The organism is Sporanaerobacter sp. PP17-6a, assembly GCF_900095615.1.
Taxonomy (GTDB): domain Bacteria; phylum Bacillota; class Clostridia; order Tissierellales; family Acidilutibacteraceae; genus Acidilutibacter; species Acidilutibacter cellobiosedens.
Genome location: NZ_FMIF01000016.1, coordinates 80465 through 107301, shown reverse-complemented (window position 1 = coordinate 107301; position 26837 = coordinate 80465). Strand labels below are relative to the sequence as shown.

Here is a 26837-nt window from a genome sequence, read left to right as displayed (position 1 = left end):
TGTCCCACCGTCAATCTTATTATAAAATACCTTATATATTTTTTCAAGCTTATTTTACAGAAATAAAATATTATTAATTTGTGATAAAACCAGAGCTTTTCTATGTGTTATAAAATAAAGCCTGTAATATTTAATTACAGGCCTACTAAAATCTTCTTCTCATAGATGAAGAAGCTATATTCATTTCCTCTCTATATTTTGCAACAGTCCTTCTCGAAATACTGATACCCTTTTCCTTAAGCAAATTAGATATTTGTTGATCACTCAACGGTTTTTTATGATTTTCATTTTCTATTAAATCCTTAAGGGTTGATTTAATGCTAATAGCTGAAACATCTCCCTTTTCTCCGCTTACACCACTGGAAAAGAAATATTTTAGTTCAAACACTCCCCTGGGGGTTTGCATATACTTTCCGTTAGTTGCTCTGCTTACGGTAGACTCATGAACTCCGATATCATCAGCAACTTCTTTTAAGGTAAGAGGTTTAAGAAATTTCTCTCCCTTTTCAAAAAAGTCCAGCTGAAATTTCAGTATAGATTTTACAACTCTGTATATTGTCGTTCTACGCTGTTCAATACTTTTTATAACCCACAAAGCGGAATTCAATTTTGAATTTAAAAATTGTGATATCTGAGGATCGTTAGTTTTAGATACCAATTCCTTATAAAAACTATTAATATTCAATCTTGGTCCTGTTACATCATTTAAAACTACAATATATTCACCATCCACATGCTGAAGAGTAATATCAGGAACGATATATCTAATATTATCCGAACTTCCGCCGAACCCTCTGCCGGGTTTTGGTTCCAAACTTCTGATAACATCACATATTTTTTGAACTTCCTTAATATCAATGTTTAACTCCTTTGATATTTTCATCATTCTGTTATTGGCGATATCCTCAAGATAGTTTTCAACGATAGTAAATACATTTGGGTCCTCAATCTTTCTATCTATAAGCTGAATAATTAAACACTCTTTTAAATCCCTTGCCCCTACTCCTACCGGGTCAAAGGTTTGAATTTGAAATAAAACATTTTCCGCATACTCAAAAGAAACATTCAGTTCTTCAGCAATGGAATCTAATGAAGTGGCAAGGTATCCATTTTCATCTACGCTCTCAATTATAAACTGTCCTACATTGTTTTCCTTCTCGTCCATATTAGTTAAATTCAGCTGAGATAACAAATATTCCTTTAAAGATGGAGAATAACTAATAAAATTTTCATAGGTAACTTCTTTAATATTTTTATCTCTTCGCTCCGTATAACTTATGTCGTCATATTTACCAAGAAATTCTTTCCAATCAATATCCTCAGCTTCTTTCCCAAGTTCTTCAATATTCTCATGTTCAATAGAATTATTTGCTACTTCCAGCATGGGATTTGATTCCATCTGGATTTCCAAATATTCATTTAATTCTAAGCTATTATATTGAAGCAGTTGAATAGCCTGTCTCAACTCAGGCGTCATTACCAATTTTTGAGCTTGTTCAAGAGTTAAATCATAACCTAATCTCATAAAGCTCTCTCCCCCATCAATCAATTAATAATCTTTATCTAAAAATATTATTTCCTTATTTATATTATACCAGATAGTATCATAAAGCACAAAAATATTTATTTTCCAATAAAAATAAATATCATACAACCATTGATAACAATACTTTTCAAAATAATTGTAAAATAATGTCGCAACAGGAAATAAATTATAAAAATTTAAATTGAGAAAATTTTTGATCTATTTATTAAATTTTTGTAACAATTAGTAACTTAAATATAATTATGTATTTCCCACATATTCCAGCAACGGATTTATTTTGATAAAAAAGTAATTTCCTTTACTTAAAAATATCTTTATGATATAATTAATTAAAATAAATTTTACAGGGGATTGATATTATGAATGAGAGTATAAGTCTGTCTGTCGGACAAAACTTAAAGAGAATTCGAAAGGAATTGAATTTAAAACAGTATGCCATCACCGGAGGCAAAATTACCCGAAATTTAATAAGTCTTATAGAAAACGACAAAACTCCATTGTATGAAGATAACGCAAAGATAATCGCGGAAACTATGAATATCGCATTGGAAGAAAAAAAATTGGATATCATCATTGAGCCGGAAGACATATTAAATCCTGCTCGATATGACGCCAAAAAAAGAGCTGACGAATACATAGAAGAGTTAAAAAACTTTTTAGATGAAAAAAATTTCGAAATTAAAGAGGAAAAGCTGGAAGAAATCGAAAGATTTTTAAATCATTGGAACTTAAGCGATAAAAAAGCTACCATATATGAACTGATAGGCGATTTATGTTATTACAAACATGATTTGGACAACGAATATAAGTATTTGACAAGGGCTTTGGATTATTCCTTTATATATCCTCAAAAAAAAGATGTTTATAAAATAGTATTAAAGTTAGTAGCCAACTATATTAATACCGGAAAATATGAAGAAGCTATCAGATTAGGAAACTTCGGCCTTGGGAGCCAGAAAGAGATGACAGACCGTTCAAAGGGGTTATTCTATTATAACATAGGACTTGCTTACAGCCATTTAAACAGACCGGATAATTGTTTAGACCAAGTAAATATGGCAAAAAAATATATTAAGAATGTAAATGATAATGTAGCAATAAGAATAATGATATTGGAAGGCAATTCCTTTACAAAAAAGAAAGAATACGATAAAGCTTTAGAAGCATATGCTCATGCTTTAGAAATGTTAAGAGATCATCAAAATGACTATGAGGGGTTGTATTTAGTATATATAAATTCAATAGAGGTATTTATAAATCAAAAAAATCATTCTAAAGTTACCGAATATTTAGACCTTATCATGGATGTTTTCCCTCATTTAACAAAAATGCCACACTATATAACAAATGCTTACTTAGATGTCTCTGATGCATATTCTTTTTTAAAAAAATATGATTCTTGTGAGAAGTATTTAAAAATTGCATTAAAATCAGCTAAAAACAAAAATGAAAAAGAACTACAGTCAAGAATTTTGTTGAAGATGTTCGACTTTTATACTGAAAGAGATGAAGATGAAAAAATCGATTATGTCATGAGGGAATTAACAGAATATATATCAAATATTCCTAAAGACGACAAAACCGCATTATCAGCGAAGTTAATTTTATATTATCTTAAAGATAAAGATGAAGAAAAGGCTAAGAAATTAGCTCAAAAAATAATAAATAAGGGAGGAAATGTATAATGAAAGATCATAAAAGGTCATTCATAAAATTACTGGTATTATTTATGATATTAACGAGTATATGGATCATGAGTCCCCTTACCGTAGGCCCAGATCCTATTAGAGCCGAAGGAATATTTTCGACCGTAGGCCCAGACCCTATCAGAGCCGAAGGAATATTTTCGACCGTAGGCCCAGACCCTATCAGAGCTGAAGGTATTATGAGCAATTATACCATAAATATTTAGGCCTCTCTATCCCATTTAAAATTTTTATAATTAATTTACAGACTTTATTCTACAAAAGAGTTTCTAATTTAAAATTAGAAACTCTCTTTATATCCAATAGGAATGTTCTATTTACTTTAATATACCGATGTTTTGATAAAGGTTTTTTTACATAGATACATTTTCCTATTACATATAAAATTTTATATAATTTTTTATATATTTTAAGTAAATCTCTTTACTTGTATATCTAATTATGATATAATAAAATAAAAACTGATAAAGGGACTGATATCATGGTTAAAGATGAGAATATTACTGTTGGTCAAAATTTAAAAAGAATCAGAAAAGAATTGGAATTAAAGCAATATTCAATAACTGGCGGAAAGATTACAAGAAATCTAATAAGCCTCATAGAAAATGATAAAACCCCATTATATGAAGATAATGCAAAGATAATTGCAGAAAATATGAATAGCAATGCAATGGAAAAAAATATGAATATATATATCGAGCCGGAGGATATATTAGATCCAAAGCGATATGATGCTAAAAAAGATGCAGATGTATATATCGAAGGATTGAGGAAACGTTTGGATGATAACCATCTTGAAATCAGACCTGAAGAACTGCAAAAAGTAGAACTGTTCTTAAATAATTGGAATCTAAGCGATAAGAAGATAATAATATATGAACTCTGGGCAGATATGTATTATAAGGCTCGCGATTTTGAAAATGAGCATATGTATTTGACAAAGGCTTGGGAATACTCCTTCATGTACCCGAAGAGAAAAGGAAACTACAGAATAATATCAAATCTAATATCCAATTGTATCAACAGCGGAAAATATGAAGAAGCAATCAGACTTGGAAATCTCGGGCTTCTAAGTCAAAAAAATTTGACGGACAATGATAAAAAAGTATTTCATTACAATAATGCCCTTGCCTACAGCTATTTAAATAAATTTGATGACGGATTAAGAGAATTAGCAATTGCAAAAAAATATAATTTGAATGCAAACGACAAATTGGAACGAAAGATATTGGTTTCAGAAGGATTTTGTTATGTAAAAAAAGGAGAATATGGCAAGGCCTTAAATGCCTATAATCTTGCATTGAAAATGCTAAACGATAAAAGAAGCTATGATGAATTATACTTATTATATGTAGATTTCATGGAAATTTTCGTAATACAAAAAAATGAGATTAAAGTTACCGAGTATTTAAATCATATTCTTCATTTGCTGTCCAACTTAAATGAAAGTCCTTTTTATATGATAAGATTATATTTAGAAATAGCTGATGCATATTTTTTCTTAAAAGAATATGATTCTTCAGAAGAATACTTATTAAAAGCTCTTAAAACAGCACGAATTAACGATGAGAAAGATCTGCATTCAAAGATTCTATTAAAATTATTTAATTTATATATTGAGAAAAATGAGATCAAAAAAATTGATGATCTCATGGAAGAGCTTATTCAGGAAGTTTCAAACATTCAAAAAGACGACAGGTTTGTTTTATTACTAAACTTGATTTTATATAACAAGGAAGAAAAGATTAAGGATTTTGTTCAAAAAATACTTAATAAAGGAGGAAAACAAAAATGAAAAAATGCAGGAAATTATTTGCAGTATTATTTTTATCACTCATACTATCAATAGGCTTAAACATAGTAAGTCCTTTAGGAATGCTTCCAGATCCAGAAAGAATCAACAGTATAATTATAGTAAATCCATTAGGAATGCTCCCGGATCCGGAAAGAATTTAAATTTCAAAACTCATTGTGCTTAACCCCTATTTAAATTTTTTTACTATTTAACTAAATCTAAAGATCAAAGTACCTGTCCCCTTTTTTGAGGACAGGTACTTTGATTTTCACCCACTATTTCATCGAATTGCAGATGGACTCTGCCAATTTATCGAATTCCCCTTCCTGCTCTTTTTTCATAGATGATTTAATTTCAAGGGGCGTACCGACAATTTCCATGTTCTTCATTCCTTCAAGGAGTTCCTCCATTATTTTTACAGCTCTGTTAGCCCATGTACCATTGCCGATTAACGAAACTTTTCTCTTTTGAAAATTCAATCTCGCCATTTCACGGATAAGAAATTCCATTCCATAATATAATCCCATATTATAAGTGGGAGAACCAAAAACAATGTTGCTGTATTTCCATGCATCCGCAATAATGTAGGAAGGATGAGTTTTGGAAACATCATATATTCTCATATCTTTAACTCCCCTTTCCGACAATTTATTGGCAATAATACTTACGGCATTTTCCGTGTGCCCGTACATAGATGCATAAACTAATATAACTCCCTGTTTTTCCGGTTCGTAGTTACTCCATTTATTGTATTTATCTAAAATATAATTTAGATTTTTCCTCCATATGGGTCCGTGAAGAGAGCAAATCATGTTTATATCGGTATCGGAAAGTTTTTTTAATATATTCTGTACTTGAGGCCCATATTTTCCTACAATATTTGTATAATATCGCCTTGCTTCCGAAAGATAAACAGGCTTAAAATCAATCTCATCACTAAATATGTTGCCGTTTAAAGCTCCAAATGTACCAAAGGCATCGGCGGAAAATAAAATTTTCTTCTTTGTTTCATAGGTAAACATAACTTCAGGCCAATGAACCATAGGCGCAAAATAAAACTTCAAAGTATGTTCTCCCAAACATATTTCGTCCTGTTCCTTTACTTCATAATAATCATTTTTTTTATCAAAATTAAAGAGCTGTTCTATAAATTGAAAAGTTTTTGAATTACCGACAATCTTTACCTTTGGATATCGGAATACAATATCTTGAATATTGGCACAATGATCCGGCTCCATATGATTAATAACCAGATAATCCAATGTCCTTCCATTTAACACATGTTCAACATTTTCCAAATACAAACTGCTGATAGAAGAATCTGCAGTATCTAAAAGAGCTGTTTTTTTATCCAAAATTAAATAGGAATTATAAGAAATACCGTTAGGCAATGGAAACATATTCTCAAAACGCTCCAATCTCCTATCGCTGCCTCCTACCCAAAAAATTTGAGGACTAACTTCCTGAACACAATACATAATACTCCTGACCTCCCACATAAAATTATTTCTATTATTATTTGAATTTCCTTTTCATATATTCTTCAATATTTATTTTAACATATTAATAACGGATTTCATAAACGGCACCAAATCCTTGGGAGTTCTGGAAGTAATTAAATTTCCGTCTACTACAACTTCCTTATCCACGAATATTGCTCCCGCATTTGTCAAGTCATCCTTTATGGATATAAATGAGGTAACCTTTTTTCCCTTTAATTTACAGCAGGAAGCCAGCATCCACGGACCATGACATATAGCTCCTATGAGTTTTCCTTCTCTGTCCATTTCCTTTACAAATTCTACAGTTTCCTTACATCTCCTCATGTAATCCGGAGAATATCCACCAGGAATTATTACGCCGTCATAATCTTTGCTGCTTACTTCTCTCGAAGCATGAGTACTTTTCACGGGATATCCGTTTTTCCCTTTATAAACTTTATCTTTTTCCGTTCCTACCACATCAACTTGATATCCCTCCTCCAAAAGACGATAATAAGGATACATAAGCTCCATATCTTCAAATTGTTGTTCTGCGAGAACAGCTATTCTTTTCATATTATAAAACCTCCTTAATCTCATTGATTTCACTTATCTCTTTAATATCAATCTTACCCTAACTTTTATGCTTGAAACATTAAGCTCCTAATCTTAAGATTAAGAGCTTTTTATCAGCCTTGATTCTTCTCATAAGGAACACCGTCTGCAGCAGGCCCTGAAGATTTCCCTACAAAACCCATCAGGACTATTATTGTTAATACATATGGTATCATTGCAAGAAGTTGAGACGATATTTGAAGTTTTGTTCCTCCTAAGTACACAACCAATCCTTGCGCCATTCCAAACAAAAGACAAGCCCACATTGAACCTTGAGGTTTCCACTTTCCGAAGATCATAGCTGCCAATGCTATAAATCCCTGTCCCGAAATAAGTGTAGCTCTAAAATTTGAAACCACCGCTATACTCATTGCAGCTCCTCCAAATCCCGCAAATATTCCGGATAAAATAACCGAGATATATCTTATTTTAAAAACATCAACTCCCAAAGTATCTGCCGCTCTCGGATGTTCTCCGACAGCTCTTATTCTCAGCCCCAGCCTTGTTTTATATAAAATAAACCAAAGAACAAATACCAGGATAAAGGCCATGTATACCGTTGCATACTGATTGAACACCAAGTCCATAAAGCTTCCCGGAGAAAATATTCCATTTAAAGGCCTGGGCATCTTATCTTCCAATTTTATGGTTAGAGTCATTGTCGCCCCGTTAAAAAATATTCTGCTTAAGAAAAGAGCAAGTCCGGGACCTAAAAAATTAATGGCAGTTCCCGATATAATCTGATCGGCGCCAAAAGTGACACTTGCTATGGCATGAAGAAGAGCAAGAACTCCCGCCGATAATCCTGCCGCAATAAATGCTAACCATGGACTATGGGAATAATAGCATACTGTTGCTCCTATGAATGCTCCCATGGTCATCATACCTTCAAGGCCTATATTAACTACTCCCGAATTTTCAGATATTACTCCTCCTAAAGCCGTATACATAAGAGGTGCGGCATACATTAAAGTGATCCCGATTATAAGTCCCAAATCATTTATCAGATTCAACTTTTTCACCTCTCTTCACAATCTTAAAATTTCCTTTTCTATCAACTATCATCTGAACAAATTTAGGCATAGCTATAAAAAATACTATAGTACCTATCATTATATTTATTACTTCGGAAGGTGCTCCCATTATAGGCTGCAGCTTATGGCCTCCATAAGTTAATCCTCCGAATAAGAGCCCTGCAAATATGCAGCCTATGGGATTATTCCCTGCAATAAGAGAAACCGCCATACCGTTAAATCCATTGCCTTCCATTGCGGCGAGAACAGATATTTCATTGGAAACTCCAAGTACATGAAGAGCTCCTGCCGCTCCTGAAATTGCCCCTGATATCATCATAGCCACTACTATATTTCTTTTAACATTTATTCCTCCATATTCTGATGCATCCTTGTTGAATCCGACTGCTCTCAGTTGATATCCCAATGTGGTGTTATTTAATATATAATTTATAAGAAAAGCCAATAATATGGCAACTATAAATCCTATGTTTATAGGAGGATCAATAAATCCACCGATCAACGGGTGATTTGATATCCAAGTTCTTCCGGCCTCTGTAAGTTTCCAATTAGTGAGTATACTGCTTTGAGCACTTTCAAGAATTTTATATGATGCCTCGCTGTTAGGCCTTTTAAATTTATCCCAAAATATAACATAATTATTTAAATAAAGAGCTATCCAATTCAGCATTATAGATGTAATTACTTCATTAATCCCAAATTTTGATTTTATGGCTCCTGCAATTCCTCCCCAAATTGCCGCTGCAATACAAGCTGCAGAAAATGCAACTATTACATGTACAATAGGAGGAAGGTGCCAAAAATAACCTACTAATGTGGCTGCCATTGCTCCGATTATAAACTGTCCTTCCGCACCTATATTGAATAATCCCGTTCTAAAGGCAAATGCTACAGAAATACCCGTAATGATAACAGATGTAGATCTTATTATTGTCCAGGAAATATATTTTGAACTGCCAAAGACTCCGGTGATCATTATCCAATATGCTTCAAAGGGATTAAATCCGCTTACTCCAAGTATAATTGCTCCTACTATCAAACCAATTAAAATTGAAATAGCAGTATATTTAAATCTGTTTTTTTTCATCTTCTGAACCTCCTGCCATAAGGTATCCCAATTTTTTCTCATCAACTGTTTTGGCATCTAAAACATCAACTATTTTCCCATTAAATATTACTGCGATTCTATCGGAAAGATCTACTATCTCATCTAATTCAAAGGAAATAAGAAGAACTGCTTTACCATTATCCCTTTGTTCTACCAAGTACTTATGAACAAATTCTATAGCTCCTACATCAAGCCCTCTTGTAGGCTGAGCCGCTATAAGTACTTCCGGATCATTGGATATTTCTCTTCCGATTATTACTTTCTGCTGGTTTCCTCCTGAAAGGGAGCCCGCCTTTGAAGTTTCATCTATAGGCCGTATATCAAATTTTCCTATAATTTCTTTCGCATATTTTTTTACTTCTTCTCGATTAATTCTTCCTTTATAAGAAAACGGCTCTTTATCATACTTTTCAAGAATCATATTTTCCGATATATCAAAGTCTAATATTAAACCTCTTCTCTGCCTGTCCTCAGGAATGGCACACATTCCTCTTTCTATTATTTTTTTAGGTATGTAATTAGTTATATTTTCGTTTTTTAAATAAACTTTCCCTTTCTCAATTTTTCTTAATCCCATCAACCCTTCAATTAACTCGGCTTGTCCATTTCCGTCTACTCCCGCAATACCCAATATCTCTCCTTTATGAAGGGTAAGAGAAAGGTCATTTACCACACTTAAATTTCTATTGTCCTTGATTACAATGTTATTTATCTTAAGTATTTCTTCGCCTTTTTCTTTCTCTTTTTTATCAACTTTAAAACTTACTTCTCTCCCAACCATCATTTCCGCTAATTCCTCTTCAGACACATCTTCAACTTTTACCGTGCCAACCTTTTTCCCTCTCCTGATAATAGTACAATAATCCGCTGCTTGTTTTATTTCTTTTAATTTATGAGTAATAATAATTATTGTTTTGCCCTGTTCGGTTAATTTCTTCATTATCTGAATAAGTTCATCTATTTCCTGAGGAGTCAATACTGCTGTAGGCTCATCAAGTATTAAAATATCCGCACCTCTATAAAGAGCCTTTAATATCTCAACCCTTTGCTGCATACCCACAGTTATATCTTCAATTTTTATTTCGGGCTCAACAAAAAGTCCGTATTTTTTAGACAGCTCTTCCACTTCTTTTTTAGCCTTATTCATATCCAAATACCCTGAATCCTTAGAACCCATTTTTTTGGTCGTTTCCATGCCTAATATTATATTTTCCACTACAGTGAAGGTATTTATCAGCATAAAATGTTGATGAACCATGCCTATTCCGTTTTTTATCGATACATTTGGATTTGTGACATTTACTTTTTTTCCATTTATAAATATTTCTCCTGATGTAGGCTGGTATAATCCATAAAGAATATTCATAAGCGTAGTCTTGCCTGCTCCGTTTTCTCCCAAAAGCGCATGAATTTCCCCTTTATGAACTGTTAAATCTATACCGTCGTTTGCAACAAAATTGCCGAATTTTTTAGTTATCTTTTTCATTTCCAGGACTTTGGTTGAAAAATCAATCCTATTCAATAAGGTTGACCTCCTATCTTTAATATCAAACAGCCCAGGCATTTGCCTGAGCCGCCTATCAATTTTTATTGTAAGGTTTTTATAAACTCCTTGTAAGTATCTTCATTATACGGAACTACAATTTTCCCATCTATTATATCTTTTTTCAATTGCTCAACTTCGTCAAGTATTTCCTTTGGAACGTGTTTATCCGAAGTCGGAGCAATATCTACGGCTCCTTCTTTCAACCCATAAACTACGGTAGTCCCTCCTGGGAACTTACCTTCCTTTAAATCTTTAACTACATTATATACTCCGACATCAACTCTCTTCATAGCAGATGTAATAACATTATCCGGAGCCTTGAAATTCTGGTCCTTGTCAACACCTATTGCATACTGGTCCTGTTCTTTGGCCGCTTCTATAACACCGTCTCCAACTCCTCCTGCCGCATGAAACACTATATCCGCTCCCTGCTGATACATTGATGTCGCTATGGCCTTCCCTTTTGCCGCATCAGTATAGGATTCCGCATATTGTCTCAAAACTTCCGCATCCTTATTTGCATATTTAACTCCTGCCTGATAACCGTAATCAAAAGCCCATATTACATCTCCTTCCATACCGCCTACAAAACCGACTTTGTTCGTCTTTGTCATTTTTCCTGCTATGTACCCTACTAAGAATGACGGCTGTTCTTGTTTAAATACTATCCCAACTACATTATCGGGAGTACCGCCTGGAGTATCATCATAAGAAAAATCTACAATAGCATATTTTATCTCTGAATTCTTCTCAGCAGCCTCTTTAATAGCATCCGACAACTTATAACCGATACCGATTATCAGATTGTTTCCTGCATCTGTAGCTGCCTCAATATTAGGTTGAAAATCCGCATCTTGATGAGATTCCTGATAAGATACTTTCACACCCAATTCTTTTCCTGCTTTCTGTAAACCTTCCCACGCCGATTGGTTAAAAGATTCATCATTTACTCCGCCTACATCAGTAACCATGCTTACCTTTAAATCTGAATTTCCACCATCTTTAGAACATCCTACAATACCTAAGACAAGTACCGAGATAATTAAAATCGATACAATTTTCCTCATCTTAACTCCCCCTCTAAATATATTAACTCATATTTCTATTCTACATATCTTTTATAATTCCTGCTCTCTATCCATATATTTTAGCAAAAATGTTTTCAGAAGTTTCGGAAAAACAATTAACATTGAATATTTGATTCTCTTGATATATATCCTTCCTTTGACAAAATATTCACAGCCTTCGGCAGTTTCTCCTCATTAACCATTAATATAGGTCCCGTACATCCCATTCCGCTTTCTGCATAAACTCCGTTTTTCCACAAAACTTTTACTGCATTTTCCAACTCCATAATATCTATCCCCGCAATAGACCCTGTAACTACTTCTTTCGATGGAGCTTGAACTTCTTCATACTCATTTTTGTCTTCTTTTTTTGTATCCTTTGTCACATCTTTTAAAATTTCTTTCAATCCTGCATTGTTAGCTCTTGAAAATTCTTCTTCTTGTTTCTTTCGAATTTCTCCGTCTATTATATTTTTTCCGTACAATATGGCATTTTTAACTACTGGAGCTCCTGATGCTCTTGATATTATAAGTATCTTCCTGTCATACCCTTCTCCTATACTCGGCCCATATCCGTAACCCAAAGATTCATAGCTGCCTCCCGTTGTAAATGACGAAAATAATTTTGAAAGAATATTTCCCGTCAAAGTATCGGTAACAATTACATCAGCCGAACCTGTAAGAAGATCATTTCCTCTCATGATACATCCTCCGTCGGCTCTCATGGATTCGGCAAAATTAATTTTATATCCGTTGGAATTCAGCCTTTCTAATGCCCTCTCAACTTGATTTGCCCCATCTACATTTAATATGCCTACTTTGGGATCTTCAATTCCCATGGATTTAGCCGCTATTATACCCAATATTCCATTTTTAATCATAGCTTCAACCCTATGAGATGATGAGGTTCCTGTGGTTGTGGCTATAAATATTTCTTTTCCCGTTCCCGGGCTTACAGTTCTTCCTACAGTCGATACCCCAACCGGAAAACTATAATGCATGGTAACTGCACAATCTATTTTTCCGCTGTCAAGAAGTTCTTCCATTTTTTTATATCCTTCTTCTTCATCTTTTACTGCTTCTTGAATTAAAGAACTGTCCACTTTTGGTCCTATCAATATTACTTCCACGGTTTTATCTGATTTCTGTGCCATCTCCGCACCTTTGACTACATTTTCAACTCCATGTTCACTGCCAAAAGTTGTTATTCCTACTCTTACCTTTTTGCCTGTACTTCTGCCTTCCAAAATATCTGCCATGTCGTTAAAAATCTCACCTATCATTTTATTTACATTGTCTGACATTTTATCACCTCTAATCATCTATTAAATGAGATGCAAAATCTCTCATAGCTTCTGCTATAAGTTTTTTAATATTTTCCTGGGAAACTTCCTTGTCTTCCTTTTCAATTCCATGATTTTTCTCTATAACTATAGATACTCCGTCGAATAAATTAGTCATTCTTCCAAGGAAAAGACTTCCCTTACCTACTATCATGACTCTGTTAATGTCCCCCGCAAGGATGCCTTCTCTTGCAAGTCCCACATATGGCACGCCCGAAGGAATATGACCTTGAGTTGGTGCCCATCCTTCCATTCCGTGTTTCTCAATGAAAGAATTTATTTCCGTCCTTTGAATATCATTTCTCTTAACTCCCAATGCCGCTATCATCTTATAATTAGCTTTCGGCACATCTCCTGCTCCCGCAGGTTTCGTTATATCCGGATTTTGCATTTCTACCGAATATTTATCTATATCCGTAATCTTCAGATTTCCTCTATCCAGAGGTGCGGTTACCAAGGAAGTAATTACTGCCTGAGGCGAAGAACCTGTTCCTACGGTATGTCTCCCGACTAAATCCGTTCTCAGTACGGGATTTACTCCGTCATTTTCTCCTATGAGAATTGCAAAACCTCCCAACACATCCTCCAATATGGGTAATCCCTTTTTCACATGATCTTTCCCGTTCATCCCCAGTTTAGCGGTTGAACCTCCGCCAACCACAACCACGTTCTTATATATCTTTGATTGGACTAAAGCAGCAGCCTCTATTATGGAATGGGTAGGACCTGCACAAAAGCCTCTCGTATCTGAGCCCGTAGCATTTATAAATTCTGCTACTTCGGCTATGGATTTGGCAAAATTTCCTCCTCCTCTTTGATTCATATCACCGCAAGCCTCTTCCGAACATTCAATTATATACTCAACGTCTTCAGGATTGATATTATTCTTGTCAATCAGATTTAATGCTGCTATCGCTCCTGAAGCTTTAACCGCAATGTTTTCAAACATTACATGAGCACTTAGATTGATGTCAATATCATGAGCTCTCTTTATACAGCCTACAAGTTCATTATTGAAGAAAAGTCCTTCTGCCCCTTGCTCGTTTATTAATCTCTCTATTTCAGTTTTTTCTTCTCCTTTTTTAATTTTTGAAACCAACTCTTCTTTTATAAAATGATGCTTCAAAAGTTTTTCTTTGGCACTGTTGCTGAAATTATCGGTGAGCTTTACAAGATCAAAGGTATCAACTATCTTCATAAAGCCTATAAATTCATCTTCCGGCATTATTTCTCCAAATTTTCCTATCTTATTTGCTTCTTTCACTTTTTTATCATACCACGGTTCTCCATAATTTTTTAAGTCCTCCGGAGTGATATTTCCAATATATGTTTGGTTAGGAGGATAACTAACAACGTCTTCAAAGCTGCGAAGATGATTTGGCAGCTCTTTCAGATAATCTGAATTTGGATTTATAATCCTTTCTGTTGTCTGCGTTGTACCATTGTGTATAACCATATCTGGAGTATGAATCAAGACATACCCGGCTCCTTTAACTACAGGATAATTCATATTATTACACCTCCAAAAATTATATTACGAAAATTATTAAAAAGGCTTTTATCGAAACATCAATAAACTAATGAAGCCTTTGTTGAAACCCACTTAAGGTCAAATATATATTAATGAAAATTGGATTTTCCTATGGGTTATAAGAATTATAGTTTTTAAATGGGTGATAATTCTACCACCCATTTAAAAACAAATATATTATTCTTCAAAAACAGTCTGTTCTTCTACTTCTGTTGATAAAGCCTTCAAAGCTCTTTCTACAAGCTTTCTTCTCAATTCTTTCTCCTCTTTTTTGTCCAGACTCGGATTCCCAAGAGGATGAGGAATTGCAACTGTAGGTACTATTCTGTTAGCTCCTACAGTTAAAGATATAGGAACTATAGTACACATATGAACAACAGGAATTCCTGCTCTTTCAATTTCCTTCACCATTGTTGCACCGCAACGTGTACAGGTGCCTCAAGTGGAGGTTAATATAACTGCATCTACTTTATCTGCCACCAAATCTTTTGCAATATTCGCCGCATATTTTTTTGCATTGGCTACTGCTGTTCCATTTCCGACAGTAGCATAATAATATCTATGCAAGCTTCCTATTTTACCTTCTCTTTCCAAATCCCTCATTATATCCACAGGCAGAACCCTGTCAGGATCGTCATTGGCATATACAGGATCATACCCGCCATGAGCTGTCTGATATGTTTCAGAGGTTAGATCATTTACTCCCTCGATATCATACTTCCCATATTTAGATGCACTGGAAGATTCAATATGATCGGGATTTCCCTTTGGAACTATTCCTCCCGATGTAACCAATGCAATTTTAGCGTGAGCAATATCCTTTATAGGAGGATTCGGCTTAACTCTGTCAAATTTCGGCATAGGAAATTCTGTTGTGAATTCCTCTCCCTTTAATTTTTTAATCATCATATCTACTGCTCTTGCAGAACCTCGTTCTTCTGCAAAATAGTTTTTCCTGATTCCCCGCGGTATATATTCTTCTTCTTCCGGCATTCCTATTTCTTCTCCCTTGGCAAGCTTAAGTGCCAAAGGAACCATTTTCTTTACTGCGTCTCTCATTCCTGCAGCGCTATTTTTAGTTGATACTATATATATACTTTTCTTAAACATATCTGCTCCGGGATTTTCTACATACATTCCGGTTAAAACAGGTATTCCAAGTTCTTTATATACAGCATCTGCTATTGTGCCGCAGGCAACTCCGTATCTTCCTGCATTGAAAGCCGGTCCTGCTATAAACATATCCGGATTATAGCTTTTTACCATCTTAATTATTTCAGCCTTTGCTTCTTCAATGTTTTCGTTGAAATAACTGTCGCCGCATATAATTGTGGCCACTATCTCAACTTCTCCCTTAAAGCCAGCATTCAAAGCCATACCGGGACCTACAAACCCTTTTCTTATTTCCGGTTTATAATCAGCTTTTTCTTCTCCTCCTATACCTGCAAAAAACTGATTTATATAGTGAACAACTTTAATCTTTCCCATTATTCTCACCCTCTCCTTTGTCCACGGGGGCACTAATCTTTAAATATTGTATATTCATCTCTTATAGTTTTAACTTCTTTCCTTATTTCATCTACGTCTAAAACCATTTCCATCATTCCTATTTGCTCGTCATAAACTTCGGGATTAACTTCCTTTTTAAATTCCGGTTCTACTGCATGATAAACTCTGAGTCCCAACTGGACTCCTGCCAATGGACCTGCATAAGTAGGATCACCAGCTGTAACGGTTTCGGCAGCTAATCCGGCAGCTTCTGCTTCTGCACCGCCGATTATAACTACTGTATTTTCCGGACCGTATTTTTCAGCTAATTCTTTAACCCTCTTCTGATTCTCAAGATCCATTGCTCCTGCTGCAGTTCAGACAAAGCATTCTGTTGATGAGAATACAACTTCGCATCCTGTTCCCTTTAGACATTCTTCTATTGCGGGACCCGGTATACCGTCTCTGTCTCCGATGATTATAACCTTTTTCCCTTCCAACATTGACATGTTCTCACTTCCTTTCTTCTACATATTATTAATATCCTTTTACCGACATTTTATTAAAGCCCATTTCATTAGTAGCACCAGTAATAGCTTGAAGTTCTACTACTACGGAACCGTCTTTATTTAAATTACCTACAAATCCTCCGGCTATGGCTTCAACCTGTCTTATATCCCCTATGACTTTTTCCATTGGAGGTAGTGTAATAAGTTCATTTGCATTGCCTCCCGTTACTACAGCATTGGCCGATACGTCTGCATCTGCCAATGACTGGCTTGCTCCGTCTCTTCCGGCATATTCATCGGTAATTATTACTGTTTTAATTCCCTTATTTTCTATCTTCTTGCAATTCATAATAAGATCAGTATCGGGATTTCCAAATCCTTCTTGGGAAACAATTGCTCCGTCTGCTCCCAAATACTCAGCTAATTTTGCTGTCCAATTAGAAGATCTCTCTTTATCTGCCAAATAAACATTTTCATTGGTTATTATTACTCCTACAAAATTAAGTTCCTTTCCATGTTTTTTAAACAAATCCTCAATTACAGGATTGTTTAAATGATGGTAGGTAGTATTTTTATCGCAGGCAGAAACACAATTCCCGCTGATTATAGCCCCATCCATCAATTCTGTAGGATACACTATCGTAGGAACCATACGCTTTGCATCTACACCATAAACATAAGTATCATGAAGCAATCCTTGACTTTGAAGCATTAAAACATAAACTACTTTAGGTAAATCAGGATATGCTTTTATGCCCTCCAATAGAGGTAATGTCTCAAAACTTTCTACCTTATCGGGAACTAATTGGGAAGCTGATTTCCCTACATAAGTTGCGGCTTTCAAACCTGCAATTCTCAGGGCATGTTCATATTCATGTTGTTTCAGCCCTTCTTTAGGTTGAAATGCCAATACTATATTATTAAGCTTTGAAAAAGGAGTATATTCTGCTCCTACGCCGGTCATGTCAATAATGCCTTCCTGAAATCCTACTATCTTTCCTGTTGTAACTATAGCGCAGCCTTTTAACACATTTGTTCTGCCACTTCCGACGGTTTCCACCTTTGAAATTACTCCCGGAAAAATTCCTCCTGCACCTTCTACTTTAACTCTCGGTTCAATGACATCTTTTACCGGTGTAATTCTTATGCTTTCTCCCGGTCTTGCAAGTTCAACTTTTACATCTTCTATATGCTCGTCTTCTTTTATTAAAGATATCAGTTCTTCCTTATTAACATATAATACTCCATTTTCCACTTTAGTTTCCTTGCCAAACTGAACATCTTTAATAAATATATAACCCAGATCAAGCTTCATATATTTCTTCACCTCCTTAGTTGTTTAAATATATATTTTAATTCCATGAAGGAATTAAAAACAATTTGAATTAAATATATTTTTTGATCATCTCTTCTACAGATTTTACGGTAGCATCATCTTTTATCTTTTCATCAATTTTTTCTCCGTCTTTATATATAGCTATTACAGGTAATCCCAAAACCTTTTGCCCTATAGCGACTCTTCTTGCTTTCGTTATATCCAATTCACAAAATTTAATCTTATCACCATATGTTTTTTCCATTTCTTCAACATGAGGTTTTAATGCCTTACATGGTTCACAACCTTGAGACCAAAAATCTACCAATGCATAACCCTTTGACTTTAATACTTCTTCTTCAAAATTAGTTTTGTCAAGACTTAACATTATTTATTCCTCCTCTTTATTATATTTAAACATCAAATGTATCCGCAATATATTTTTCAGCTTCAACAGCTGCTATTGCCCCATCGGATGTTGCGGTAACTACTTGCCTCAATGACTTCACCCTGCAGTCTCCCGCCGCAAATACTCCGGGAATATTCGTTTTCATATTTTCATCGGTTTTTATATAACCTCTTTCCATGTCCAATATTCCTTCAAAGAGCTGAGTTACAGGATTGTATCCAATAAACACAAATATGCCGAAAGTACCATCGTCTTCATCTGCAAATATTTCTTTTTCCTCTCCCGTTATTGTATTTTTTACAATCATAGACTGTACTACTCCATCGCCTTTTATTTCTTTAACAGCTGCATTCCACAAAAACTGAATCTTGGGATTCTTAAAAGCCTTTTCCTGAATTGATTTAGCCGCCCTTAATTTATCTCTTCTGTGAATTATTGTTACTTTTCTTGCAAACTTAGTAAGATACATAGCTTCTTCTACAGCCGCATCTCCTCCTCCTACTACAAATACCTCCAGATCCGTAAAAAAGTCGGCATCGCAAGTAGCACAATATGATACCCCTTTCCCCGTGAATTCTTTTTCTCCAGGGCATCCAATCGGTTTGGATTTTGCACCTGTTGCTATTATTACTGCCTTTGCTTTATAATTCCTTTTTTCTCCCTTAAGTACCTTTATCTTTCCATCAATTTGAACTTCCGTTATCGTATCAAGAGTTCTTTCAGCTCCAAATGCATCTGCTTGTTGAACCATTCTGGCGGTTAAAGACGGTCCGCTTGCATTTTCTATAGAACCCGGATAATTAGCAACTTCTTCTGTCATCACAATTTGTCCTCCGGATTTCTCTTTTTCCACTATAAGTACATTTAGCTTGGCTCTTGCACCGTATAGTCCGGCAGATAATCCGGCAGGCCCTGCCCCGATAATTATTAAATCATAAACTTCTTTCATCCTTACATCCCTCCCAACATATACTATATGTCATTATAATAATTAAATCTATCAATGTTAAAAAAAATTAATTTTTAAAATAAATTATCCTTTATTGCAGAGTTCATAAGGGATAAATCTATTATCTGAAAATCCTTAAGGACACTTTCATTCCATTTACAAGGCCTTTTTCCCTTCAAAAACTTTTCAGCAGTCATAATACTGTTTTCAATAATTGAGAGGGAATCCAAGTCAAGTGCATCTCCATAGCACATAATAATAGATTTATATGGAGTTTCATTTGGCTTTACGCTTCCTGACAGAGGATGAGTCCCAAGTTTATATCCTAAATGAATCTTATCCCTTGCATATTTTAATATACCCAATAAATCAACACTGAAATATTGTACTTCAAACTCTTTATAATATCTATCTCTCACCATTGGGTTGTTTGTCAATATAAAAAATTTTTTCATATAAATTCTCCTTACTAACCAATTCCGGGGAAATCCAATTGTCTTAAAGCTTCATAAAGAATAATATTTACCGAATTAGATAAGTTTAAAGATCTTTTAATCTCCAATCTCATGGGAATTCTAATAGTCCTGTCCCAGTTTTTAGACAACAACTCCATAGGAAGTCCCCTTGTCTCCTTGCCAAATACTAAGAAACAATTATCAAAATACTTCATATCCGTATATCTTTGCTTTCCCTTAGTAGTTGCATAGAAAAACATCTCTCTATCATATTTATCTAAAAGTTCTTCAATGCTATCATGATAATTTATATTTACAAGATTCCAATAATCAAGACCAGCTCTTTTTAAATGTTTATCATCAGTGGAAAACCCAAGAGGTCTTACCAAATGAAGAATTGATTTTGTAAGAGCACAAGTTCTTGCAATATTTCCTGTATTTTGAGGAATTTCCGGTTCCACAAGCACTATGTGTACAGACATACTATCTCTTCTTTCCAAAATTGTATTTTACATTAAATTTTCAATTATAAATCTAATTATTAAGAACGTATCTTTCAATAGCATTTCCTACTCCGTTTTCATCATTTGTGTCGGTTATAACATCTGCACTTTTCTTTGCTATTTCCACTCCATTTTTCATTGCAACAGACAATCCCGAAAATCTAAACATGGATATATCATTTTCATTATCTCCTATTGCCACAACTTCTTCTTTTTTTACTCCTAAGATATTGCATAATTCTCTGAGAGCGGTCCCTTTGGACACTCCTTCATTCATAACTTCAAAATTGTTATACCAAGAACTTGCAATTTCAATTCCGTTTAATCGAGATATTTTTTCTCTGAAAGACATTAATTTATCTTTATCATCCTCAATAAAAGTAATTTTAAATATATCGATATTTTTATTTCTTATAACTTCAACAGGATTATCGACTACTTCAATATTTATTTTATCTTTACCTTGCAGGCTTTGATTATTCTCATAATATTTTAAAGTTGCCTTAGTCATACCCGTTGAAAAGAAAGTATTCTCATTATAAAAATGGTAATACATGCCTTCCTCTTTCCCAACCTCAAATACTTTTTCACCAATCTCAGTGGGAATGGGATTTTTATATAGGACCTGTGAACCATCCTGATTTGATACATATCCGCCGTTGCAAGATATAATCGGAGTATCTATCCCCAAACCTTTGGCATAATGCAGTCCCGAAGTAAATATTCTTCCTGTAGCAAGAACTATTTTTATTCCTCTTTTTTCGGCTTTTCTTATAACATCTTTATTTTTTTCAGATATCCGTTCCTTACTGTTTAAAAGAGTCCCATCCATGTCTATTGCAATTACCTTATACCTCATTGATATACCTCCTTAATAATTTTGAACAAATAAAGTATAGCATAAAATTAGTAAAAATTTAAACCAAATCTTAAATAATAATTAAATGAAAATGATTTCCTAATAAAAATAAATCAATTCATAAGAACTAAAAGGTATCAACCGGGTATCTTAATAAAATCTTCTATACTATTTAATATGATGAGTCCATCTTTTTTCATCTGAAACAGAAGTTTTTCTCCCTCTTCTTTTTCCGTCCAGTCCATTCTCTTATAGCCTTTGGACTTTTGTATTAAATATACTTTTTTACCCATTTTTAATCCTTCATAGGCGCTCTGAAGATTCTTTAAATTTCCTCTTCCATAAGGCACATCACTTAATATTACTATTTCAGATTCTTCTATGGATTTCATATTCTTTTCAAAAGCAATTTCTCCTATTTCATTAAAAGGCTGCTCTTCTATCACTTTTATTGATAACCTCTTTGCCAGCTTCCAATCACTGTCTCCTATATTTATAACTCCCAAAGTAATATCAAAATTCGCTTCTTCCAATTTGCTTAATATTTCTCCTCCCGTTCCTCCGCCAGCTATTACATGAATCTTTTTCTTTCTAATTTTCTCTTCAGCCTTATTTAATTGAAGAGGTACTATATAAATGCTGTCAGTATAAGGGTTTTCTTCAACTATTGAATTTAAATTATAGGCTTTTTTTATGTTTTCTCTGGTTATGACGTTCTTTGGAACTCCTTGAGATAATATTTTCCCTTTGTCCATAAGTATTATATCATCGCTGTATCTTAAAGCCAAATTAATATCATGGATTACCAATACAACAGTAGTTCCTTTATTTTTATTAAAATCTTTTAAAAGAGAAAGTATTTCTATTTGATGGTTTATATCCAAATGACTTGTAGGTTCGTCCAAAAATATTATTTCCGATTCTTGAGCCAGTGTTCTTGCAATAATTACTCTTTGTCTTTCCCCTCCGCTTATTTTGTTTATACTTCTGTCTCTCAATTCAAATATATTAGTTAGTTTCAAACATTCATTGACGATTTCCAAATCATTTTCCTTTTCATTTTGAAATCTGCTGATATAAGGATATCTGCCCATAAGAACTACATCAAACACGGAAAAATCATAAGGAATATATGTATTCTGAGGAACAAGGGATATCTTCCTTGATAATTCCTTTGTCTTGTATTCCCTTATGTTCTTCCCATCCAACAATACCTTCCCACTATCAGGCTTATATATATTGCACAGATTGTTAATGAGAGTGCTTTTCCCACAGCCGTTGGGTCCGATTATACTTACAAACTTCCCCTTTTCTATATTAAAGGATACGTTATTTAATACTTTTTTATTTTCCATATATCCAAATTCTAAGTTGTTAACTTCCAAAACATAAGTCATTTCTTTCACTCCTGAAATCTATACGGTTTTTTTCCTTTTTCTCAATAAGTAAATAAAAAACGGCCCTCCAAACATAGCGGTTATAATTCCTACAGGTATTTCAGTAGGAGAAATTACAGTTCTCGCTACCGTATCTGCAAATATCATAAACATTCCTCCTACAAGAGCCGAGCTGGGCAGAAGTATTCTATGATCCGGACCTACAATGAGCCTTACAATATGAGGAATTATAAGCCCTACAAATCCTATTATACCACATACTGAGACTACCGAAGATGTTATAAAAGCACATATAACAAGTATATAAATTTTGGTTTTCTCAACTTCCACCCCCAAACTTTGAGCTGCCTCTTCTCCCGTAAGTATTATATTTAAATCTTTTGCAAAAAAAGTAAGAATAATCATAAATATTATAACAGGAGGAGAAGTTTTTAAAAAGGGTTCCCAACCCTTGCCTGAAAAACTCCCTAAAGTCCAAAATATAATTTTGGACATATCCTTGGAATTTATCACCATTATAAAAGACATAACAGCCGTAAAAAATTGTCCTACTGCAACACCCGAAAGCAGAAGATTATCTACCGGTATTTTATTTTTAACTCGTGAAATAAAATAAACCAGAAAAGCCGCGGCAATCGCTCCTATAAATGCTCCAATGGAGACAGAAGACATTCCCAGCAAACTAAAATCAATCTTTGCCACTATGGATATAGCAGCTCCCAGAGCCGCCCCCGAAGATATTCCTATGATATAGGGATCTGCCATGGGATTTTTAAATATTCCCTGAAACGCCGCTCCCGATATTGAAAGGGCTGCCCCCACAATAACTCCCAAAAGTACTCTGGGAAGCCTTATATTGAGAATAATAATTTTAGAAGAATCAGATATATCCGATGTATCTATATGATCACCCAATACAGGAAATTTTGATAAAATTATCCTCACGGTATCTATAACTTTAATATTTGCACTTCCCATTGTAGAAAAAACAGCAACCAAAAAAATAAGTAATATAAACATTAATAATATAATTTTTCCGTAATTCTTTCTATTCATCTTAAATCTCATAATATACCTGCTTTATTTATTATTTGAAAAGTTCCGGATGTATTGATCTTGCTATTAATTCAAGGGCATCTATTATTCTGGGACCAGGTCTTGAAACTATATCCGGATCTAAAAGATAAATTCTATCATTTTTAACTGCATTTATATCCCCATACCCAGGTCTTTCCCTAATGGAATCAATGGTTTTTTCTTTACTGTCCTTTGAAACCAAATACACATCAGGATTTCTTTCAACAAGTTGCTCTAAGTCAAATTGAGGATATCCTTCCGTTGCGTCTCCCGCAATGTTTTTCCCCCCTGCCAAGTTTATCAGTTCGTCCATAAATGAACCCGGACCTGCAGCCATCAAAGGGTCATACCATATTTCATAAAAGGTACTTATTTTTTTCGCATTTTTAACTTTTTCCACTACAGCATCCTTTCTTTTTTCCATTGAAGATACAATCTCTTTGGCTTTTTCTTCAGTATTTGTTATTTTACCTATATCAACAATAGTATCTTCAATTTGCAATACGTTTTCCGGTTCATATGACACTAAAGCTATCTTAGCTTCTCTCATCTTATTATTAGTTTCTTCATTTCCTTGTCCGTACTGTATTACCAAATCAGGTTCCAAACTAATAATTTTTTCAAGGTTTATATTTTGGTAAGAACCAACTTTTTCTTTAGATAAAGCTTCTTTAGGATAATTACAAAAATCTGTAACTCCGACTATCTTTTCTCCTAATCCCAATGCAAAAAGAATTTCCGTATGGCTTGGAGCTAAAGACACAATTCTCTTGGGCTCTTTTTCAATTGTAACTTTATTCCCAAACTGGTCTGTTATATCTAAAGGATAATTAACTTCCTTATTAGTTTTCTCTTCACTTTCCGAGTTGCCTTTTTCATTTTCGGCATCTTGTTTTGTACAGCCCGTTCCAAAGGAAAATATCAATACTGTCATCATAAAAACCAAAAACAACGATCTAATGCCGTTCTTCTTCATAATCTATTCCTCCTATTCAAAAAAATTATCTTTTCATCTCCTTCCCGGAAATCCCCGGTAGAATAATACTCTTAATCAAATAAAATTCTATCAAATTAGGAGGGCTAAATCAAGGATTCCTTGGTTAAAAATACTTTTTTATTAATGTTTTTATTAAATAATATCTTGATTTCATTTTTATTATCAATATAAATGAGAACAGCTTTGGCATCTTTTTCTTTTATGGGATTTAAAAAAATATTGAAATCTTCGTTTTTATCGGTATACAGAAATGATAAATAATGATTTCCTTCTAAGAATTGCGTTGAAATTTTGGAATCTTCCATATTAGCAGCTATATCTGCCCTATTGATATTTGAAGAAATGAGAACATATATACACTCCATCTTTTCAGTCGGTATTTCGGCCGCTCTTCTTTTTCCAAGAATATCGGATATATAATCTCTTGACCCACAGAGGATATCCCCATGGTCTCCTTTAATTTCTATCTTTTCCCCATAAAAAGCAGAAGAGCTGTTTAAGGTTACGGTTCCGTCTCCCAAATTTGTAACCAATGCAAATTCAGGTTTCCCATCAGTCCATTCATTCTTGTATTTGTCATATTCTACAGTTAAATATTTGCTTGTCCTTTTTCCAATACCCGATATCAGATAAGTTTCAAAGTTTTTAAGCCTTTCTTTTGAAAGATCGTTTAAAAAAACATTTTGACTGTTCATATTCCTTACAGGAATGAATTCATCTTTTTCCTGACTTTTCAGTATCAAATAATTCCCATACTCATTGCTTGGAAGCAAATCCCTTACTCCCGGAAAGGTCTCCCTTAACAAATCCACATAATCCATCTTCTTGAAAATCTTAAAGTATATTCCAAGCCCTACTTTAAATCCTTTATACAAGAGGTTTTCTTCCAAATCAAGATAAGGAATCTTACCTCCTCCCCAAAAATAATAAGATTTAACAACACCTGAATTGGGCGTTCCGATCATTATAATTTTATCTACATCATTTCTATATCTTTTTCCTTGAATATATGCTCTCGCTACCAGCCCTCCCATACTATGACAAATTAAATTCACCTTCTTGCTGTTGGAAATCCTCTTGGCTTTTTCAATAGTCGGAATTAAATACCTTTCGCTTGAGAGTTCACATGTATTCTTCCAATCATAAAAAGCTATAAACAGACTTTGATTTTCTATATATCCCATGCTTAAAAGGGTTTTTATAAAGGGAACATATATCTTTGAAGCCAACCCAAAGGAGAACCCTCCTGTTCCTCTTATAACATCGTCTCCCATAGAACCAAAAAGTCCCGGTATAAATATTAAGGGATTATCCATATGCACTCCTCCATTAATTTTTATTACCAGGATATTCTTTTTAACTATGGTTTAGAATAATATTTTTAAAATCTGGTCTTCATTCATTATCAGTTGTGTTTGCTTTTTGGGTTCTTCCTTCCCTTATCAGATTCCATTGATCCCTCGCCATTTCTTCAATAACAGGATTTTTATTGTTTCTGCAAACGATAAATACCGTATTGAACCAATTCAATGCCTTTTCTTCTTCTCCAAGCCTTCTTGACAATTCTCCTATTAAATATGATAAAGTTACCTCATCATAGCCGTTCTCCCTTAAATCTTCCTTATAATAAGATTCTTCAAATAGATCTCTTCCGTATCTTAGAAATCTTTTCTCTTCATTATCAATTCCCTGTATTCTGTACAGCCAGCCTATTCTTAAGCAAATGTTTCCCAATTCAACTTTACTCTTCTTTATAATTTCTCCGCAATATAAAGCTAATTTATAAACATTTATCGCATCTTCAAAAGATCTTTCTGCTTTCAAATCTCTTTTATGCCATTTAGGAGTTATATCTCTCAATATAATACTCTTCCCGGAAGGCTTTATTTTATCAAACCTCTTCTCCATGGCGGCATATCCGCAAAACGGACATAAAAACACTTCATATTTTAAAGGGTGTTCTTCTCCTTTATAATAATTTAAAAAATCCTCGTCTCTTTTCACAAGTTTTAGTTTAGATGTTTTAACTTTAGTCGTCATAAATTCTTTATTGCATACGGGACATTTAACTTTTTTTTCGTATATCATTGTTTTATCAACCAATTAA

The 26837-nt window shown here is 34.0% G+C and carries 26 protein-coding genes; 4 read left to right on the top strand and 22 right to left on the bottom strand.

What is annotated here, in order from left to right:
* Nucleotides 1-145: 145 nt before the first annotated feature.
* Nucleotides 146-1525 carry an RNA polymerase factor sigma-54 gene (rpoN, locus tag PP176A_RS08340; protein WP_071140010.1) on the bottom strand — a complete coding sequence of 460 codons (1380 nt, stop codon included), beginning with the start codon at nucleotides 1523-1525 and terminating at the stop codon, nucleotides 146-148.
* Between the two features lie 380 nt (nucleotides 1526-1905).
* Between rpoN and PP176A_RS08335 the strand changes: the two genes are divergently transcribed.
* The 4 genes from PP176A_RS08335 (at nucleotide 1906) to PP176A_RS16225 (ending at nucleotide 5208) form a co-directional block, all read left to right on the top strand.
* The gene (locus PP176A_RS08335) at nucleotides 1906-3231 is read left to right on the top strand and encodes a helix-turn-helix domain-containing protein (protein WP_071140009.1); all 1326 of its coding nucleotides are present in this window, start codon (nucleotides 1906-1908) and stop codon (nucleotides 3229-3231) included.
* On the top strand, nucleotides 3231-3458 hold the full coding sequence (locus tag PP176A_RS08330) for a hypothetical protein (RefSeq protein WP_071140008.1): 228 nt from the start codon (nucleotides 3231-3233) through the stop codon (nucleotides 3456-3458). Before PP176A_RS08335 ends, PP176A_RS08330 begins: the two co-directional genes overlap by 1 nt.
* A gap of 275 nt (nucleotides 3459-3733) precedes the next feature.
* Nucleotides 3734-5047, top strand: a complete 1314-nt coding sequence (locus tag PP176A_RS08325) for a tetratricopeptide repeat protein (protein WP_071140007.1) — start codon at nucleotides 3734-3736, stop codon at nucleotides 5045-5047.
* Nucleotides 5044-5208 carry a hypothetical protein gene (locus tag PP176A_RS16225; RefSeq protein WP_159429051.1) on the top strand — a complete coding sequence of 55 codons (165 nt, stop codon included), beginning with the start codon at nucleotides 5044-5046 and terminating at the stop codon, nucleotides 5206-5208. Before PP176A_RS08325 ends, PP176A_RS16225 begins: the two co-directional genes overlap by 4 nt.
* A 114-nt stretch (nucleotides 5209-5322) precedes the next feature.
* On the opposite strand, the gene PP176A_RS08320 is transcribed toward PP176A_RS16225, so the two are convergent.
* From PP176A_RS08320 to PP176A_RS08210, 21 genes are all read right to left on the bottom strand, one after another.
* Entirely contained in the window at nucleotides 5323-6525 is a 1203-nt protein-coding gene (locus PP176A_RS08320; protein ID WP_071140006.1) for an FprA family A-type flavoprotein, read from the bottom strand.
* Nucleotides 6526-6597: 72 nt separating this feature from the next.
* Nucleotides 6598-7104: a type 1 glutamine amidotransferase domain-containing protein gene (locus PP176A_RS08315; RefSeq protein WP_071140005.1), complete on the bottom strand. Its 507-nt coding sequence runs from the start codon at nucleotides 7102-7104 to the stop codon at nucleotides 6598-6600.
* 113 nt (nucleotides 7105-7217) lie between these two features.
* Nucleotides 7218-8147 carry an ABC transporter permease gene (locus PP176A_RS08310; RefSeq protein WP_373419510.1) on the bottom strand — a complete coding sequence of 310 codons (930 nt, stop codon included), beginning with the start codon at nucleotides 8145-8147 and terminating at the stop codon, nucleotides 7218-7220.
* Complete coding sequence (locus tag PP176A_RS08305; protein ID WP_071140004.1) at nucleotides 8140-9264, bottom strand: ABC transporter permease; 1125 nt, start codon at nucleotides 9262-9264, stop codon at nucleotides 8140-8142. Before PP176A_RS08305 ends, PP176A_RS08310 begins: the two co-directional genes overlap by 8 nt.
* On the bottom strand, nucleotides 9245-10771 hold the full coding sequence (locus PP176A_RS08300) for an ABC transporter ATP-binding protein (RefSeq protein ID WP_071140033.1): 1527 nt from the start codon (nucleotides 10769-10771) through the stop codon (nucleotides 9245-9247). Before PP176A_RS08300 ends, PP176A_RS08305 begins: the two co-directional genes overlap by 20 nt.
* 101 nt (nucleotides 10772-10872) lie before the next feature.
* Nucleotides 10873-11898: a BMP family lipoprotein gene (locus tag PP176A_RS08295; protein WP_071140003.1), complete on the bottom strand. Its 1026-nt coding sequence runs from the start codon at nucleotides 11896-11898 to the stop codon at nucleotides 10873-10875.
* Between the two features lie 116 nt (nucleotides 11899-12014).
* Nucleotides 12015-13202, bottom strand: a complete 1188-nt coding sequence (grdD, locus tag PP176A_RS08290) for a glycine/sarcosine/betaine reductase complex component C subunit alpha (RefSeq protein WP_071140002.1) — start codon at nucleotides 13200-13202, stop codon at nucleotides 12015-12017.
* A gap of 10 nt (nucleotides 13203-13212) precedes the next feature.
* Nucleotides 13213-14751 carry a glycine/sarcosine/betaine reductase complex component C subunit beta gene (gene grdC / locus PP176A_RS08285; RefSeq protein WP_071140001.1) on the bottom strand — a complete coding sequence of 513 codons (1539 nt, stop codon included), beginning with the start codon at nucleotides 14749-14751 and terminating at the stop codon, nucleotides 13213-13215.
* 198 nt (nucleotides 14752-14949) lie between these two features.
* Nucleotides 14950-16260 carry a glycine reductase complex selenoprotein B gene (grdB, locus tag PP176A_RS08275; protein ID WP_083381869.1) on the bottom strand — a complete coding sequence of 437 codons (1311 nt, stop codon included), beginning with the start codon at nucleotides 16258-16260 and terminating at the stop codon, nucleotides 14950-14952.
* A 32-nt stretch (nucleotides 16261-16292) separates the two neighbouring features.
* A complete protein-coding gene (gene grdA / locus PP176A_RS08270) occupies nucleotides 16293-16769 on the bottom strand; it encodes a glycine/sarcosine/betaine reductase complex selenoprotein A (protein ID WP_083381868.1) in 477 nt (158 codons plus the stop codon).
* A gap of 28 nt (nucleotides 16770-16797) precedes the next feature.
* On the bottom strand, nucleotides 16798-18084 hold the full coding sequence (locus tag PP176A_RS08260; RefSeq protein ID WP_071139996.1) for a glycine/sarcosine/betaine reductase component B subunit: 1287 nt from the start codon (nucleotides 18082-18084) through the stop codon (nucleotides 16798-16800).
* Between the two features lie 70 nt (nucleotides 18085-18154).
* Nucleotides 18155-18472, bottom strand: a complete 318-nt coding sequence (gene trxA / locus PP176A_RS08255) for a thioredoxin TrxA (RefSeq protein WP_071139995.1) — start codon at nucleotides 18470-18472, stop codon at nucleotides 18155-18157.
* Nucleotides 18473-18497: 25 nt separating this feature from the next.
* Entirely contained in the window at nucleotides 18498-19442 is a 945-nt protein-coding gene (trxB, locus tag PP176A_RS08250; protein ID WP_071139994.1) for a thioredoxin-disulfide reductase, read from the bottom strand.
* A gap of 74 nt (nucleotides 19443-19516) precedes the next feature.
* Nucleotides 19517-19897 (bottom strand): GrdX family protein, encoded by a 381-nt coding sequence (locus PP176A_RS08245; protein WP_071139993.1) that lies wholly within the window; start codon nucleotides 19895-19897, stop codon nucleotides 19517-19519.
* A 14-nt stretch (nucleotides 19898-19911) separates the two neighbouring features.
* Nucleotides 19912-20379 carry a tRNA (uridine(34)/cytosine(34)/5-carboxymethylaminomethyluridine(34)-2'-O)-methyltransferase TrmL gene (gene trmL, locus PP176A_RS08240; RefSeq protein ID WP_071139992.1) on the bottom strand — a complete coding sequence of 156 codons (468 nt, stop codon included), beginning with the start codon at nucleotides 20377-20379 and terminating at the stop codon, nucleotides 19912-19914.
* Nucleotides 20380-20431: 52 nt separating this feature from the next.
* Nucleotides 20432-21259: a Cof-type HAD-IIB family hydrolase gene (locus PP176A_RS08235; protein WP_071139991.1), complete on the bottom strand. Its 828-nt coding sequence runs from the start codon at nucleotides 21257-21259 to the stop codon at nucleotides 20432-20434.
* Nucleotides 21260-21396: 137 nt separating this feature from the next.
* Entirely contained in the window at nucleotides 21397-22656 is a 1260-nt protein-coding gene (locus tag PP176A_RS08230; protein ID WP_071139990.1) for an ABC transporter ATP-binding protein, read from the bottom strand.
* A gap of 18 nt (nucleotides 22657-22674) precedes the next feature.
* A complete protein-coding gene (locus PP176A_RS08225; protein WP_071139989.1) occupies nucleotides 22675-23724 on the bottom strand; it encodes a FecCD family ABC transporter permease in 1050 nt (349 codons plus the stop codon).
* Between the two features lie 19 nt (nucleotides 23725-23743).
* Nucleotides 23744-24709: an ABC transporter substrate-binding protein gene (locus tag PP176A_RS08220; RefSeq protein ID WP_071139988.1), complete on the bottom strand. Its 966-nt coding sequence runs from the start codon at nucleotides 24707-24709 to the stop codon at nucleotides 23744-23746.
* 104 nt (nucleotides 24710-24813) lie between these two features.
* A complete protein-coding gene (locus tag PP176A_RS08215; RefSeq protein ID WP_071139987.1) occupies nucleotides 24814-26046 on the bottom strand; it encodes an esterase/lipase family protein in 1233 nt (410 codons plus the stop codon).
* Nucleotides 26047-26125: 79 nt separating this feature from the next.
* Nucleotides 26126-26833, bottom strand: coding sequence for a DUF2225 domain-containing protein (locus tag PP176A_RS08210; RefSeq protein ID WP_071139986.1), 708 nt, complete (start codon nucleotides 26831-26833; stop codon nucleotides 26126-26128).
* Nucleotides 26834-26837: the final 4 nt, after the last annotated feature.

Excerpts from the sequence above, each read along its gene's own strand:
- rpoN (WP_071140010.1), bottom strand. The coding sequence starts at position 1,525 with ATGAGATTAGGTTATGATTTAACTCTTGAACAAGCTCAAAAATTGGTA.
- PP176A_RS08335 (WP_071140009.1), top strand. The coding sequence starts at position 1,906 with ATGAATGAGAGTATAAGTCTGTCTGTCGGACAAAACTTAAAGAGAATT.
- PP176A_RS08330 (WP_071140008.1), top strand. The coding sequence starts at position 3,231 with ATGAAAGATCATAAAAGGTCATTCATAAAATTACTGGTATTATTTATG.
- PP176A_RS08325 (WP_071140007.1), top strand. The coding sequence starts at position 3,734 with ATGGTTAAAGATGAGAATATTACTGTTGGTCAAAATTTAAAAAGAATC.
- PP176A_RS16225 (WP_159429051.1), top strand. The coding sequence starts at position 5,044 with ATGAAAAAATGCAGGAAATTATTTGCAGTATTATTTTTATCACTCATA.
- PP176A_RS08320 (WP_071140006.1), bottom strand. The coding sequence starts at position 6,525 with ATGTATTGTGTTCAGGAAGTTAGTCCTCAAATTTTTTGGGTAGGAGGC.
- PP176A_RS08315 (WP_071140005.1), bottom strand. The coding sequence starts at position 7,104 with ATGAAAAGAATAGCTGTTCTCGCAGAACAACAATTTGAAGATATGGAG.
- PP176A_RS08305 (WP_071140004.1), bottom strand. The coding sequence starts at position 9,264 with ATGAAAAAAAACAGATTTAAATATACTGCTATTTCAATTTTAATTGGT.
- PP176A_RS08300 (WP_071140033.1), bottom strand. The coding sequence starts at position 10,771 with ATGAAAAAGATAACTAAAAAATTCGGCAATTTTGTTGCAAACGACGGT.
- PP176A_RS08295 (WP_071140003.1), bottom strand. The coding sequence starts at position 11,898 with ATGAGGAAAATTGTATCGATTTTAATTATCTCGGTACTTGTCTTAGGT.
- grdD (WP_071140002.1), bottom strand. The coding sequence starts at position 13,202 with ATGTCAGACAATGTAAATAAAATGATAGGTGAGATTTTTAACGACATG.
- grdC (WP_071140001.1), bottom strand. The coding sequence starts at position 14,751 with ATGAATTATCCTGTAGTTAAAGGAGCCGGGTATGTCTTGATTCATACT.
- PP176A_RS08260 (WP_071139996.1), bottom strand. The coding sequence starts at position 18,084 with ATGAAGCTTGATCTGGGTTATATATTTATTAAAGATGTTCAGTTTGGC.
- trxA (WP_071139995.1), bottom strand. The coding sequence starts at position 18,472 with ATGTTAAGTCTTGACAAAACTAATTTTGAAGAAGAAGTATTAAAGTCA.
- trxB (WP_071139994.1), bottom strand. The coding sequence starts at position 19,442 with ATGAAAGAAGTTTATGATTTAATAATTATCGGGGCAGGGCCTGCCGGA.
- PP176A_RS08245 (WP_071139993.1), bottom strand. The coding sequence starts at position 19,897 with ATGAAAAAATTTTTTATATTGACAAACAACCCAATGGTGAGAGATAGA.
- trmL (WP_071139992.1), bottom strand. The coding sequence starts at position 20,379 with ATGTCTGTACACATAGTGCTTGTGGAACCGGAAATTCCTCAAAATACA.
- PP176A_RS08235 (WP_071139991.1), bottom strand. The coding sequence starts at position 21,259 with ATGAGGTATAAGGTAATTGCAATAGACATGGATGGGACTCTTTTAAAC.
- PP176A_RS08230 (WP_071139990.1), bottom strand. The coding sequence starts at position 22,656 with ATGACTTATGTTTTGGAAGTTAACAACTTAGAATTTGGATATATGGAA.
- PP176A_RS08225 (WP_071139989.1), bottom strand. The coding sequence starts at position 23,724 with ATGAGATTTAAGATGAATAGAAAGAATTACGGAAAAATTATATTATTA.
- PP176A_RS08220 (WP_071139988.1), bottom strand. The coding sequence starts at position 24,709 with ATGAAGAAGAACGGCATTAGATCGTTGTTTTTGGTTTTTATGATGACA.
- PP176A_RS08215 (WP_071139987.1), bottom strand. The coding sequence starts at position 26,046 with ATGGATAATCCCTTAATATTTATACCGGGACTTTTTGGTTCTATGGGA.